Origin of the sequence: Streptomyces sp. NPDC015125 (assembly GCF_043080045.1) — a bacterium.
Classification (GTDB): Bacteria; Actinomycetota; Actinomycetes; order Streptomycetales; family Streptomycetaceae; genus Streptomyces.
This window is the reverse complement of record NZ_JBIBVF010000005.1, coordinates 165,700-179,420: the sequence shown is the minus strand read 5'-3', so window position 1 is coordinate 179,420 and position 13,721 is coordinate 165,700. Positions and strand designations below refer to the sequence as shown.

Here is a 13,721-nt window from a genome sequence, read left to right as displayed (position 1 = left end):
CGTCACCCACGGACATCAGGGGGATTCCACGGAAATCACCTTCCGGTGGCGGGAATTGAACGACGGCGGCGGCCGCTCCGTATCTCTCCATATCCGTGCCCCGTGGGGCACCGGTCCACGATGTGAGGAGGGCACCATGACTGACCCTGGTATCCCGCAGCTCCAGGCCTTGCCGGAGGGAGACGCCGAAGTATCCCTGGTGATTCGTCTGCAGTGGGAGGACGTTGCCGCGCTCGGTCAGGACGCCGCCCGGCTGGCTGCCCGTTGGAAGCGCCCGGTGACCCTGGACGAGGCCGCCAGCCAGCGGCTGCGCATCCGCCCGCCTGCCCCCCATGCCAAGACAGTGGCACAGGAGCGGGCGCAGCCCGCCGTGGCGTCCACCACGGTGTCGCCCCTGCCGTCCCGCTCTCCTCAGGAGCAGGCTCGCCAAGCGATAGAGAAGATCAACGGCACCGCCGCTCATGAGACGGCGTAGCGCGGCGCCGCACTGAGGAGAGCGGCGAAGAGAAGAGTCCTGGTCCCCTGGGGCAGGGGGTGCGGCGGTCCTGAACTGCCGCACCCCCTGCCCTTCTCCGTGCCCCGGCTGGGCCGACCGAGCGAAGATCATCGGCCCAACGGCTCAAAGCGGGCCCGCGGTGCGTGCTGCCCGGGCCCGTCGGTGCTTCTGTGACGAGCCGGGCGCGACCGGCGCTGAGCCCGCGGGACGGGGCCGAGCACCGAGGAGGCAGGGCATCGTGAACTCCACCGCCGGTGCGGCACGAGAGCCGAGGCCGGCGCAGGCACGGGACGTCCCGCCCGGCGGACCGGGCCGGGGGCGTGACCCGCCCGTCGGCGACCCCGAGGCGGCCCGCTCCTGAACGTCCCGAGCAGCAAAGGCACGGAGGCATGCACACCACGGTCACACTGCTGGCGGACGCTCCTGCCCAACTGCTCCCGGCCAGGCAGCTGATGGCGTTCACCCTGGCGTCCCACATCATCCTGGTGCCGCTCGGCGTGGCGCTGCCGCTGATCACCCTGGTGATGCACCACCGCGGCCTCCGCCGGAACGACCCCGTGGCACTGCTCCTCGCCCGACGCTGGTCGGCGGTCATGGCGGTGCAGTTCGCGGTCGGTGTCGTCACCGGTACCGTGCTGTCCTTCGAGTTCGGGCTGCTCTGGCCCGGCCTGATGGGCACATGGGGCGGCGTCTTCGGCATCGGATTCGGCGTCGAGGCCTGGGCGTTCTTCCTCGAAGCGGTGCTCATCGCCATCTACCTCTACGGCTGGCGGAGGCTGAAGCCCCGCACCCACTTCCTGCTCGGCCTGCCCCTCCCGGCCGCCGCCCTGCTCGGCGCGTTCGGAATCCTGGCGGCCAACTCGTGGATGAACACCCCCCAAGGCTTCACCCTCGATGCCGACGGCAAGCCGGTGGACGTCCACATCTGGTCGGCGATCTTCACCCCCATGTTCGGCCCCCAGTACTGGCACTTCGTCGTGGCGATGCTGGTCACCGCGGGATACGTCGTCGCAGGCGTCTACGCCGTCGGCTGGCTGCGCGGCCGTCGCGACCGCTATCACCGGCTCGGCTTCACCGTTCCCTTCACCCTCGCCGCGGTGTTCACCCCGGTGCAGCTGCTGCTCGGCGACTCCATCGCCCGGTCGGTCTTCCACAAGCAGCCGGTGAAGTTCGCCGCGACGGAGATCGTCTGGCGGACCGGCACCCACGTACCGGAGTACATTTTCGGCCGTCTGCACCCCGACGGCACCGTCTCCGGCGGCATCAAGATCCCCCAATTCGATTCCGTGCTGGCCGGGTTCAGACCCGGGACCAAGGTGACCGGACTGACCTCCGTCCCGGCGAGCGACCGGCCGACGGCGGCCCAGGCCACCATCGCCCACGCGGCCTTCGACCTCATGGCCGTGATCGGCTCGCTGCTGCTCCTCCTCGCCCTCTGGTACGGCTGGTGCCGGCTGCGGCGCCGCCGGCTGCCCCGGTCACCGTGGTTCTTCCGCGGTGCGGCGTGCGCCGGTGTCGCCTCCGTCGTCGCCGTCGAATGCGGCTGGGTCACCGCCGAAGTGGGACGCCAGCCCTGGATCGTCTACCAGCACATGCGGATCGCCGAGGCGGTGACGGCGACCCGGTCCACCAGTCTGTGGATCATGCTCGGCCTGGTGATGGTGGTCTATGTGTTCATCTTCGGCTCGCTGCTCGCCGTGCTGCTCAAGATGCGTACCGGCTGGCGGCTCGCCGACGCGCGACCCGCGGCGGGGGAGCGGCACGAGGGACCGGAGACCGACACCCCCTACGGTCCGCGCGCGCCGGTGCCGGCCGGCGGCCCGCCGCCGTCCGGTGGAACGGGACCGGAACCGGCCGAGGACGGCCGACCGTGATGGCCGCCGTCATCGCCGTGGCGATGCTGCTCGCCGTGGCCGCCTACGCCTGCGCCGGCGGCACCGACTACGGAGCCGGGTTCTGGGACCTGACCGCCGGCGGCGCGGAGCGCGGCAAGCGCCCCAGATGGCTGATCGACCATGCCATGGCCCCCGTGTGGGAGGTCAACAACGTCTGGCTGGTCTTCCTCTTCGTCATCATGTGGACCGGGTTCCCGATCCTCTTCCAGACCGTGTTCTCCGCGATGTGGCTCCCCCTGGCCCTGGCCGCCATCGGGCTGGTCCTGCGCGGTGCCGGATTCGCCCTGCGCAAGCCCGTCCACCGCATCGCGGGGCGACGCCTCTACGGTGCGGTCTTCGCCCTCTCCTCGTTGCTCACCCCGTTCTTCCTCGGCGCGGCCGTCGGCGGTATCGCCTCGGGACGGGCGGTACCGGGAACGGAGGCATCGGCTCATGCCTGGGCCAACCCGACCTCCATCCTCTTCGGACTGATCGCCATCGTGTCGACGGCCTTCCTCGGCGCCGTGTTCCTGGCCGCGGACGCCGCCCGCTTCGGGGCGCCCGACCTCGTCGGCTACTTCCGGCGGCGGGCGCTGGGCAGCCTCGTCGCGCTCGCCGTACTCGCGGCGATCATGCTGACCGTCACCCGGAGCGACGCCCCGCACGTCTGGCACGGACTCACCCACGGCGTCGGCCTCGGCCTCGTCATCCTGGCCGGAGTCTGTTCCCTCGCCACCGGGTGGCTCCTGTTGCGCCGGTCCGGAGCCTGGTCCCGGCTCACCGCCGTCGGCGTCGTCGCCGCGGCGGTCATCGCCTGGGGAGCGGCCCAACGTCCCTATCTCATCCCCACCTCGCTGACCGTGGCCGAGGGCGCCGGTGCTCCCAGCAGCCTGCGGTGGGTAGGCCTGGTCACCCTTGTGGCCGTGGTGCTCGTCTGCCCGGCCGTGGCGTTCCTGTACTGGCTGGACACCCACGGCGAGCTGGAACCGCTCTCCGGCGCCGACCTGCAACGGAACGGACCGGGCCGCGATGATCCGCCCGGGCCGGGCCGCGCCGAGCCGTCTCGGGGACAGGGCGGCGCCACCGATCCGGTCCGCGACAAGCCGTCAGGTCCGGGCCGCGGTGAACCGACCGAGCGCAACTGAACCACCGGCGCCGCCCACCGACCACCGCCCACCGGCGCCGCCCACCGCCCACCGGCTCCCGACCATCGCCCACCGCCCACCGGCTCCCCGGTGCCCTGGGCCGTGCCCGCGGCAGGCCGTTGCCCGTCTCTGGTGCCGGGCTGTTCCGGGGACCTGAACGGGTCGAAGTGGGCGACGTCGTCGCGCGGCACGCCGTCAGCAGTGCTCCGCGACATGGTCCTCGGCACCGGCGGAGCGGACATCGCGATCGCGCAGGGAGATGGAGAGGGCCTTCCCCCAGGCGCGGCAGGCCGCGGTGAAATCCTTCGCCTCGTATTCGATGACGAAGATCTTGTCGGCATAGGCCTCGGCGAACTCTTTGCACTCGTGGTAGCGGGTGCACTCCTCGACGACGGCGAAGTCGAAGCCGATGTGACGGCGTTGCGGCAGCAGGTCGGTGGTGTTCTTCTGGGCGATGGCCAGGTGCTGCTGGTGGGCGCGGCGGGCCAGGAGTTGGGCGAAGGCCGCGGCATCCGCGGCGGTGAGCCTGCCGCCGGACCGCTCGTAGGAGTCGAGGTTGTCGGGTTCCACGGCGTCAAAACCGGCCTTGGCGCAGCCGTCGATCCAGGGACCAACGACGTCGATGAGCGCCCGTCGCTTGGCGCCGGTGGAGATGTCGAGCAAGGGCTCGTCCCAGTCCTCGTCGATGACGGGCTTTCCCCGCCCGTCCCGCAACAGCAGCTCGGGGTGACGGTCCTGCCAGAGGCCGGTCGCGTCGGGCTGCGCCTGGAACGCGTTGACGTAGCAGATGTTGTAGAGACCGGGGGCCGGCTGGGCCGTGCGGTCGCGGGACACGGCCCGGGTCCCGGCGGGCGGGGGATAGGCGCCGCCGAGCTGATAGTCGAAGACGGCGTTCGCCGTCGGTGGCCGCACCGCGGTGGGGACCGCCGCCCCGCCGGACGGGGCCGGTGTCCCGGAACCGGCGGCGTGCGGAGCGCGGGCGGCGGAGCACGCCGTGCTCAGCGCCATGACCAGGACGAAGGCGCCGACGGCGAGGGGGCGTGAAAAGTGCACAGGCGGAGCCTACGGGCGGGTGCCGCGCGCAGCGCCGGTGACGGCGTCCTCAGGAACAAGTGTGCCTCCCGGCTCGTTCCCACGAGCCGGGAGGCACGGTGGCCGACGGCTGCGGTCGTCCGTCCCGTGCCCGAAGGCGCGGGGCGGCCCCCCGGCGCAACCGTGCGGCGGCTCCGTCGTGGTCAGCTCAGCGCTTGACCACGAACGCCTGGCCCTTCTTCGCCTCGGCAGAGCAGGAGTTCTTCTCCGCCGTGGTCATCTTGCGCGTCTTGACGGTCACCGCATTGCTCTGCCCATCCGTTCCGTTGGGCGCGGGCCCGGTGACGGTGTCCGGCACGAACCAGAAGTAGTGACCCCACTTCGGGCTGTCGTAGTGCGTCTGCCAGGTACCGGAGACGGTCTGCATGACCTGGGCGCGGGAGATCCAGCCCACCTCGCCGGGCTTCACCGTCATGTTCAGGGAGCTGTTCTCGGTGTGCGAGCTCGACCAGGTGTGGCTGTAGGTCGCGGTGACACTCAGGTCGATGAGGCCGGCGATGTTTCCGCCCGCGGTGACGGAGACGCCGGCGGAGTCCGTGGAACCCACCGTGTCCGCCCAGCCCATCGACTGGGTGGCATCCGAAGTGCTGCAGTTGTAGAGGGAGTTGGAGACCTGACGGAAGTCCCCGAGGTACGCCTTGCCGAGAGTCGGCTCGTTGAAGCTGCACTTGCCTTCGCCGGAAGCGCAGTCGGCTTTGAGCTGCTCCCGGGTGGGCCCGTCGTCCGCGGCAGCCGGTATCGCCATCGCCGCGACCAGACCCAGTGACGCCGTGGACAGCGCCAGCAGCCGGCTTCCGTGGCGGATCGTTCTGCTCTTTGTCATCGTGCTGTTGCCTCTCGCCCAGCCATGTGGAAGCAACGCGTCCATGTGAGGGGTGCGTCGCTGTTGCGTATGAGACTGGTGTGAAATCTGTTGCAACTACACCAAGAGTTGGCAAAGTTGTAGTTGATAGCGAAACAGACCCTTTACAGCGGACCGAAACGGAGGCAGCATCACCTCCCGCCGTGGCCCGCAGCGTCGACCGCCTCCACCTCCGCCTCCGCTTCAGTCGACGCCGCGCGCCCCGTTGAGGACGGTGCGCACGGTCCGCGCCACGAAGTCCTTCTCGAGCGGGAGCCGGCGCAGCACGACGCGTACCCACACGGCCCCGGCCAGCAGGTCCATCAGCAGCATGGGATCGGTGTCCGCCGCGATGTCGCCGCGTGCGACGGCCCGGTCGAAAACCGCCTGCTCGCGGGCGATCCGGTCGGCGAAGAAGTCCTTGACGTGCAAGGCGAGTTCGGGGCTGTGGGTGACGGCGCCCAGTACGGCGACGGCAATGTCGGAGGCGGGCCGCGTGGTGAGGAGGGTCGTCATCGTGCGCAGGAGGGCCTCCAGGTCCCCTTCGAGGCTGCCGGTGTCGGGAGGTGTGAGCTCCAGTTGGCGTGCGCCGATGAGTGCGGCGCCGAGGAGGGCTCCTTTGGACGGCCACCAGCGGTAGATCGTGGTCTTGTTGACGCCGGATCGCTGGGCGACTCCCTCGATCGTCAGCCCCTCGTAGCCCTTTTCCGCCAGCAGCTCCAGTGTGGCGTCGAAGATCTCCCGCGCTTTCCGTGGGCCGCCGCCGCGCCGTGTCCCGTTCCGCTCCTCGCTCATGAGAGGAGAGTAGCAGCGAAAAACAACGCAACGTTGCGTTGCATTTGAGGTAGCGTGCCGGGCATGGAATCCAAGGAAGCCGGTCTGCCCCTCGTTTTTGTGCACGGCATGCGGGTGAGCGGCACGATGTGGCGCCCCGTGATCCGCGCCATCGGACAGCGTCATCCCACAGCTGCGCCCGACCTGCCCGGTCATGGGGACCGGCGAGGTGAGCCGTTCAGCATCCCCGGCGCCGTGGCGGCGGTGAACCAAGCCGTGGACGCACTCGGCGGCCGGGCCATGCTCGTCGGGCTGTCGCTGGGCGGCTATGTCGCGATCGCCACCGCCGCCGCCCACCCGGACCGGGTCCTCGGCACGGTCGCGATGGGCTGCACGGCGCTCCCGCGGGGCTTGTTCGGCGCCGTCTACCGGGGAGCGGCGCGGCTCGCGGCCCGGCACCCCCAACAGGCCGACCGGCTCAGCGCGTTCGCGTTCCGCCGCGCCCTGCCCCCTCCTCAAGCGCAGGCCATGGTCTCCGGCGGCCTGAGCTGCGGGATCACTCCGAGCATCATCAAGGCCGTGGGCGAGATGGACCCGATGGCGTCGCTCTCCGCGTATCCGGGCCCGGTCTGGCTGGTGAACGGCGAGCGCGACCACTTCCGTCGCCATGAACGCCTCTTCCTCCGCGCCTGCCGCGACGGTCGCCTCATCATCCGGCCGGGGTGCGGACACCTCACCAGCCTCACCGACACGGCAGACCTCATCCGCCATGTCCGCGATGCCGCCGCGGTCGTCACGGCCCGGATCCACGGCTCGTCGATACCGGAGGGCGTGCAGTGACCGCCCGCGTGTGGAGCCTGGAGGAATCCCTGGAAATCCCCCTCCCGCCGCACGCCGTCTATGCGGCCCTGGCGGACATCCGGCGAATGAAGGAGTGGAGTCCCGAGGTCATCTGGGTGTGGCCCCGCGGGGAACGCTTCGTGGGGGTCAACCGGAAGGCCTGCTGGATCTGGTTCGCCACCTGCCGGATCGTCATCGCCGACCCCGGCCGGGAGTTCGCCTTCGACAACACCACGTTCGGCCTGCCGGTGGCGCGTTGGGGCTACCGCCTGACCCCGACGGAGCGCGGCACGCTGGTCACCGAATACTGGATCGACCGCCGCCGCCACGGGTGGCGCCGTGGGGCCGCCGAGATGCTGGGCCTGGTCTTCACCGGCACTCCGGCAGCCCGGCGCGCCGCACACAACCGCGCCGGCATGCGGGTAACCCTCCGCCGGCTGTCCGCCGCGTGCCGGACGGCCCCTTGAACCGCGCAGGGACGGCGGCCGCCGGCACGTCGACGCGCGCTGCGCCAACGGTGAGGTGGCCGGGCAGCTCGCCCCCGCGCGCTGCATCAACCGTGAGGTGGCCGGGCAGCTCGCCCCCGCGCGCTGGTCCGTGAGCCCGCACTCATGAACTCCCGCCGCAGCTTGCCGACGTCACGGCTCTTCGCGGGTGACGGCGCATCCGTCCCTCAGGCGGTCCGGGTGGCCACCACCAGCCGGCACCGTGGGCTGCCGTCGGGGCGTCGGCCGAGCTCCGGCAGGGCGTGCAGTTGCACATCGAATCCGGTCCGCGTCAGCTCCGTTCGCACGTCGGCGAGCCGGAAGGTCCGGTAGTACATGACGAACCGCGGCCGCCACAGCGCGTTGCGGACCCGCATCACCGTGTCGAAAGCCAGCAATGCCCAGTAGCCGGGCGATCCCGGGCGTGCCGGAGCCCCGATCGGGAAGACGAACCGGCCGCCGGGGCGCAGCACGGAGTGCACCTGGGAGAACAGCCCCGGCCGTTCCCGGGGCAGAAAATGCCCGAACGCACCGAAGCTCACCACGAGGTCGAAGACCGGTCCGAAGGGGAGTGCCCGTGCGTCCGCGCGCACCCATGCGGTGCGTGGTGCGCCCGCGGCCGGGAGCTCACGGGTGCGCCCCTGGGCGAGCATCCCCGCGCTGAGGTCGACTCCGGTGACCTGTTCCCGGCAGGTCTGCCGCAGTACGTCCATGCCCGCGCCGGTGCCGCAGCACAGGTCGAGGCCGCTGTCGAACGGCCCCAGTCTCTGCAGCGCCCGCGACACGGGCGTCAGGATCGCGTCCGGGGTCCGGAACGGCGTGTGGTCGAATGCCGGTGAGAGCAGGTCATAGCCGCGCTCGACGGAGGACAGCGCCTGCACGGCGAGTTCACGGAGAGTGGGACCCTGAGGTGCGAACATTGCCCTCAGCATAGAACTCGTCTGCACCCAGCCGCATCGGCCGGGCCGTGTGGTACCGTGCGAACAGAACGTATGTGTGCTTGCCGCCCTTCCGGCGCCCGTACGTCACTTCTTTTCCTTCGCTTGCGCATCGCTGTTGCGTCCGTCCTTCTCGACCGGCGATCCAGCAGGCACCGGCTGCTCCATAGACACAGTCCGGCGATGCGGCATCACCTTTCTTTCCGGTCGCGGGGCTTTTCCGACCGCCGGCAGGGCGTGAACTCACCGCCCTTTCCTGCCGGATTCCCCTCCCTGCCGACCCGCAGACGAACCTCCCGAGAGGACTCTCATGACCACTGGTACCCATCTCAGCAGGCGGCCCGCCACGGCCACTCTCCCTGCCTCCCAGTCCCCGTCCCCTTCTGCTTCCCCTTCCCCTTCCCCTTCCCCTTCGCCTTCCGCTTCCCGCGCCGTTGAACCGCCCGCGTCCGCGACCGTGGCCTCCGGGAACCCCGAGGTGTCGGCAGCCGGGGTCCTGGATTTCCCGAACGACCGGCAAGAAGCCGGTTTCCTCCGCGCGGCAGGCTGCCTCGCCTCGTCCGGCGATGTCCGGGTGCCCGCATCGCTGATCCGTGAAGCGGGACTGCGCAAAGGGGATTTCGTCGTAGGGACGTGCACGCGGCCTCGGTTGCTCTCCCGGGCCGAGTCGGTCAATGGACGAAGGCCGGAGGCCGTCCGCGGGCGGCCGCACTTCCGTGACCTCACACCACTGCACCCACGCCATCGCATGCGCCTGGAAAGTGTGACCGGCGCACTCGCGCCGCGCATCGTCGATCTGATCGCACCGGTCGGCAAGGGCCAACGGGGCCTGATCGTGGCACCCCCGAAGACGGGGAAGACGGTGCTGCTGCAACAACTCGCCGCCGCCGTCGCCGAGAACTACCCCGCCTCGCGGCTGATGGTCGTGCTGATCGATGAACGACCCGAGGAAGTTACCGATATGCGCCGTTCGGTACGAGGAGAGGTGCTCGCCTCGACCTTCGACCGGCCGGCGAAGGAGCACATCGCCCTCGCCGAACTGGCCGTGGAACGCGCCAAGCGACTCGTTGAGCACGGACAGGACGTCGTCATCCTCTTCGACTCCCTCACCCGCCTGTGCCGGGCACACAACAACGCCGCCGCTTCGGGTGGCCGCACCCTGAGCGGTGGCGTCGACGCCGCCGCGCTGCACGGTCCCAAGAGGCTCTTCGGCGCGGCACGGCTCGCAGAGGAAGGCGGCTCCCTGACCATCCTCGCCACGGCCCTGGTGGAGACCGGTTCCCGGGCCGACGACTACTTCTTCGAGGAATTGAAGAGCACCGGGAACATGGAACTCCGTCTGGACCGTACGCTCGCGGGCAAGCGGCTCTATCCCGCGGTCAATGTCACCGCCTCCGGCACCCGGCGCGAGGAACTGCTCCTCCCGGAAGCCGAGTTGACGGCCATCCGCCGACTCCGCCGCGCCCTACGGGCCGGGGACGGTCAGGCGAACACGGAGTCCCTGCTCGAAAAGGTCCGGCGTACGCCCGACAACGCGACCTTTCTGCAACAGGTACGGCACACCGCTCCGGGCGGATGACCGGATGACCGGGTGGCGGCGCCGGGAATTGGCCCGGCCGACGATGCCGCGCACGGCCATTTCCGGGGTGAAGTGGCCTGGCATGCCGCCGCCTCAGGAAGCGGGCGCCGCCGGCAGGACATGAGCGCCCGTCCGGTCGGTGCTCAGGCAGAGTGAGCAGATCACCGCGGCGTGCTGGTGGCAGGCGGCGAGGTCCGGACGCTCGAACTCCTGCCGGCAGACATGGCACTCGTACCGGGCCGGACTGGGGTTGCCGTCCGGGTCCAGCAGCGGAGCGTCGATTCCGTCGGTGGTGCGCCGCAGGTAGAACCGGCCCTTGGTCAGGACAGCCGTCAGGGGGGTGAGGACAAAGGCGATCACTGCGGCCGCGACAGGTGAGTACGGCTGGAGAGTGTCACCCAGAGCGTGGAAGTACAGGGCGATCGACAGGCCGGATGCGGCGGTGAAAGCCACCACTCCGACCGGGTTGACCGCATAGAGCATGCCGCGGCGGAACTCGGGGGCCTGCGGGGAGAGTTTCAGCAGGTACTTGTTGACGATGATGTCGGTGGCGACGGTGACGATCCAGGCGATGGCGCAGTTCGAATAGAACCCCAGGATGGTGTTGAGGAAGCTGAACATGTCCGCTTCCATCAGGATCAGCGCGAAGGCCAGATTGGCGAGTACGAACACCATCCGGCCCGGATAGCGCTTGGTGACCCGGGTGAACGAGTTCGTCCATGCCAGCGAACCGGAGTAGGCATTGGTCACGTTGATCTTGATCTGACTGATCACGACCAGGATCACGGCCAGCGGGATGACCAGCCACGACGGCATCATGGCCGCAAAGGCGCCGGTGAACTGCTGGATCGGCTCGGTGGCCGAGGCCGCGCCCACCTCGGAGAGGATGTAGACGGCCAGGAAGACACCGATGGCCTGCTTGAGCGCGCCGAGCACGACCCACCCGGGGCCGGCCATCACCACGGCCGTCCACCAACTGCGCCGGTTCCGCTCGGTCTTGGGCGGCATGAAGCGGAGGTAGTCGACCTGTTCGCCGATCTGCGCGATCAGCGACAGACAGACGCCCGCGCCCAGCAGCACCGACGCGGCGTTGATCCCGCCGTCGCCGTGGGCGCCCCGGTACGAGAGGAAGGTGTGCACCGTGCCGGGGTCCGTGGCGACCAGGTAGAGCAGCGGCCCCACCATCAGCAGCAGCCAGATCGGGGTGGTCCAGACCTGGAGCTTGCTGAGCGCCTTCATCCCGTAGATGACCAGCGGGATGACCATGCAGGTCGAGATCACATAACCCAGCCACAGGGGCAGCCCGAAGCCCAGTTTCAGGCCCTGCGCCATGATCGAGCCTTCGAGGGCGAAGAAGATGAAGGTGAAGCTGGCGAAGATGACGCTGGTCAGGACCGACCCGTAATAGCCGAAGCCCGAGCCCCGGGTGATCAGGTCCAGGTCGATGTTGTAGCGCGCCGCGTAGTAGGCCAGGGGGAAGCCGGTGATGAAGATGACCACCGCGGCGACCAGGATGGCGGCCAGGGCGTTCCCCGTGCCATGGGCGAGTCCGATGCCCGCGCCGATCGAGAAGTCGGCCATGTAGGCGATGCCGCCCAGCGCCGTGGTCGCCACGACCATCGGCGTCCAACGGCGGTAGCTGCGCGGGGCGAACCGGAGGGTGTAGTCCTCCAGGGTCTCGTCGGCTGCTCTGCCGGCCGGCGCGTCGGTGGGGGCGGGCCGGGGGCTGTCGTCGGGGACGGTCAGTTGTGGCTCGACGCTCATGCCGGACCTCCTGAGGGGCAGTGGGAAGGCGAGGTGATGTGACGTGATGCGGGGTGATGTGACGTGATGCGACGTGATGTCACGCTCACGGCCGGGGAGACCGTGTGGTGTGCGGGGACATCGGCGAAGCGGGAGTGCGGTGGTGGGGAGATTAGGGAGCGCGTGTTTCCCGCAACGTCTTCCCAGATGAAGCGGATGTTTCCGGGCGGCGCAGAGACCGGCGACGCAGAGACCGGCGGCGCAGAGACCCGCAGCGCGAGACCGGCAGCGCGAAGGCCGGCGGCGCGGAGACCGGCGACGCCATGAGCGAGATGTCCTCGCGGCTCGGGCGGCGGAGCGGGTAGACATGAGGACGGCGACGGCGGAGCGGGCCGGGAAGGGCAACCGGGTGTTCCTGCCGCCGCCCGACGAGCCCCCTCCGCCCCCTCCTCCCGTCCCTCTCCCTCCGTCCCTCCCCTCCCGACTCACCCGCAGGAGCCACCATGACAGCGGACCGACAAGGGCATCTGATGAGCGATACCGGCGCCGAGGCCGCTGACCGGTACGAACAGGCGCTGGACGACCTGCTGTTCTTCCGGCCCCGGGTCGTGGAGTCGTCGAAGGCGGTACTGGCCGCCTCGCCGCGGTCGGTGATGGGGCGGACGCTGGCCGCCTATCTGGGGGTGCTGGGCACCGAGGAGAGGGACGCAGCCGCGGCACGCGACCGCTTCGTCCAGTTCCGCTGCGGCCTGGACTCCGAGCGCCTGACGCCCCGGGAACGTATGCATATCGCCGCCGCAACGGCATGGCTGGACGGCGACCTGCACGGCGCCGGCCGCCTCCTGGGTGACCTCTCCGTCGCCTTCCCGCGCGATGCGCTGGCACTGTTCGCGGGCCACCAGCACGACTTCCTCACGGGGGACGCCCAGAGCCTCCGGGACCGTGTCGGCGGAGCACTGGACGCCTGGGACGAGGACGACCCCCATCACGGTCCGTTGCTCGGCATGTATGCGTTCGGCCTGGAGGAGTCGGGCCATTACGAACGGGCGGAGGAGGTCGGTCTGGCGGCCCTTGCGCGGCATCCGGGCGATGTGTGGGGCATCCACAGCGTGGTGCACACCTACGAGATGCGGGGACGCTTCGCGGACGGGATCCGCTTTCTCGACGCCCGTAAGGACGACTGGGCCCGGGGCAGCCTGCTCACCGTCCACAACTGGTGGCACTACGCCCTCTACACACTGGAGACCGGCGCCACCGACCGGGTCCTGGAGATCTACGACTCCGCGCTCCACCACGACGCCTCGGCCGGTGTGGCGATGGAACTGCTGGACGCCGCGGCGCTGTTGTGGCGGCTGTACCTGGCGCAGGACGAACAGAGTGCGCGGTGGGCCCGGCTCGCCGACGCCTGGGAGAGTCGCCAGGACGGCCCGCACTATGCCTTCAACGACGCACACGCGGTCATGGCCTATGTGGGGGCAGGCCGCTTCACCCAGGCACAGCGCCTCGTCCAGGACCGGGAAAAGTGGGTGGCGGCGGAGCGGGGGGTCACCAACCGTGCGATGACGGCCGATGTCGGACTGCCCGTCTGCCGCGCACTGATCGCCTACGGCCGGCAGGACTACGGCCGGGCCGTCGATCTGCTGCTGCCCGTCCGCCACCGCCTGAACACCTTCGGCGGCAGCCACGCCCAGCGGGACGCGATCCAGCGCACCCTCGTCGAGGCAGCCCTGCGCGCACGCCGGGCCGACCTGGCGCGGACCCTGCTCAGCGAACGGATCCACCTGCGCCCGGTCTGCCCGTACAACTGGTCGGCCAAGGCCCGGCTGGAGGAACAGCTCGGCGACCCCGCACGGGCCGCGGCCGCCCGCGAACGGGCCGCCGCGCAGGCGTCCGCGTAACGGGTATCGGGTTCGG

At 70.2% G+C, this 13,721-nt stretch carries 13 protein-coding genes; 8 read left to right on the top strand and 5 right to left on the bottom strand.

Features of this window, described 5'->3' with window-relative positions:
* Positions 1-136 precede the first annotated feature (136 nt).
* The 4 genes from ACF088_RS15010 (at position 137) to ACF088_RS14995 (ending at position 3,515) form a co-directional block, all read left to right on the top strand.
* Complete coding sequence (locus tag ACF088_RS15010) at positions 137-475, top strand: hypothetical protein (RefSeq protein ID WP_392376199.1); 339 nt, start codon at positions 137-139, stop codon at positions 473-475.
* Positions 476-734: 259 nt separating this feature from the next.
* Positions 735-857: a hypothetical protein gene (locus ACF088_RS15005; RefSeq protein ID WP_392376198.1), complete on the top strand. Its 123-nt coding sequence runs from the start codon at positions 735-737 to the stop codon at positions 855-857.
* Between the two features lie 28 nt (positions 858-885).
* Entirely contained in the window at positions 886-2,370 is a 1,485-nt protein-coding gene (locus ACF088_RS15000) for a cytochrome ubiquinol oxidase subunit I (protein WP_392376197.1), read from the top strand.
* On the top strand, positions 2,370-3,515 hold the full coding sequence (locus tag ACF088_RS14995) for a cytochrome d ubiquinol oxidase subunit II (RefSeq protein ID WP_392376196.1): 1,146 nt from the start codon (positions 2,370-2,372) through the stop codon (positions 3,513-3,515). The genes ACF088_RS15000 and ACF088_RS14995 overlap by 1 nt, the downstream gene beginning before the upstream one ends.
* 195 nt (positions 3,516-3,710) lie before the next feature.
* Here the strand turns inward: ACF088_RS14995 and ACF088_RS14990 are convergent, their stop codons facing one another.
* From ACF088_RS14990 to ACF088_RS14980, 3 genes are all read right to left on the bottom strand, one after another.
* Positions 3,711-4,523 carry an endo alpha-1,4 polygalactosaminidase gene (locus tag ACF088_RS14990; RefSeq protein WP_392376352.1) on the bottom strand — a complete coding sequence of 271 codons (813 nt, stop codon included), beginning with the start codon at positions 4,521-4,523 and terminating at the stop codon, positions 3,711-3,713.
* A 232-nt stretch (positions 4,524-4,755) separates the two neighbouring features.
* Positions 4,756-5,430: a hypothetical protein gene (locus ACF088_RS14985; RefSeq protein ID WP_392376195.1), complete on the bottom strand. Its 675-nt coding sequence runs from the start codon at positions 5,428-5,430 to the stop codon at positions 4,756-4,758.
* 222 nt (positions 5,431-5,652) lie between these two features.
* Positions 5,653-6,243: a TetR/AcrR family transcriptional regulator gene (locus ACF088_RS14980; RefSeq protein WP_392376194.1), complete on the bottom strand. Its 591-nt coding sequence runs from the start codon at positions 6,241-6,243 to the stop codon at positions 5,653-5,655.
* Between the two features lie 63 nt (positions 6,244-6,306).
* On the opposite strand from ACF088_RS14980, the gene ACF088_RS14975 reads away from it, so the two are divergent.
* Entirely contained in the window at positions 6,307-7,062 is a 756-nt protein-coding gene (locus ACF088_RS14975; RefSeq protein ID WP_392376193.1) for an alpha/beta fold hydrolase, read from the top strand.
* Positions 7,059-7,529: an SRPBCC family protein gene (locus ACF088_RS14970; RefSeq protein ID WP_392376192.1), complete on the top strand. Its 471-nt coding sequence runs from the start codon at positions 7,059-7,061 to the stop codon at positions 7,527-7,529. Before ACF088_RS14975 ends, ACF088_RS14970 begins: the two co-directional genes overlap by 4 nt.
* A 206-nt stretch (positions 7,530-7,735) precedes the next feature.
* Here ACF088_RS14970 and ACF088_RS14965 read toward each other — a convergent pair whose 3' ends face one another.
* Positions 7,736-8,467 (bottom strand): class I SAM-dependent methyltransferase, encoded by a 732-nt coding sequence (locus tag ACF088_RS14965; RefSeq protein ID WP_392376191.1) that lies wholly within the window; start codon positions 8,465-8,467, stop codon positions 7,736-7,738.
* A gap of 475 nt (positions 8,468-8,942) precedes the next feature.
* Here ACF088_RS14965 and rho point away from each other — a divergent pair, with 475 nt between their 5' ends.
* Positions 8,943-10,064, top strand: a complete 1,122-nt coding sequence (gene rho, locus ACF088_RS14960; protein WP_392376190.1) for a transcription termination factor Rho — start codon at positions 8,943-8,945, stop codon at positions 10,062-10,064.
* Between the two features lie 93 nt (positions 10,065-10,157).
* Here the strand turns inward: rho and ACF088_RS14955 are convergent, their stop codons facing one another.
* Entirely contained in the window at positions 10,158-11,828 is a 1,671-nt protein-coding gene (locus tag ACF088_RS14955; RefSeq protein WP_392376189.1) for a purine-cytosine permease family protein, read from the bottom strand.
* A 482-nt stretch (positions 11,829-12,310) separates the two neighbouring features.
* On the opposite strand from ACF088_RS14955, the gene ACF088_RS14950 reads away from it, so the two are divergent.
* Positions 12,311-13,705: a tetratricopeptide repeat protein gene (locus tag ACF088_RS14950; RefSeq protein ID WP_392376188.1), complete on the top strand. Its 1,395-nt coding sequence runs from the start codon at positions 12,311-12,313 to the stop codon at positions 13,703-13,705.
* The last annotated feature ends 16 nt before the right edge of the window (positions 13,706-13,721 follow it).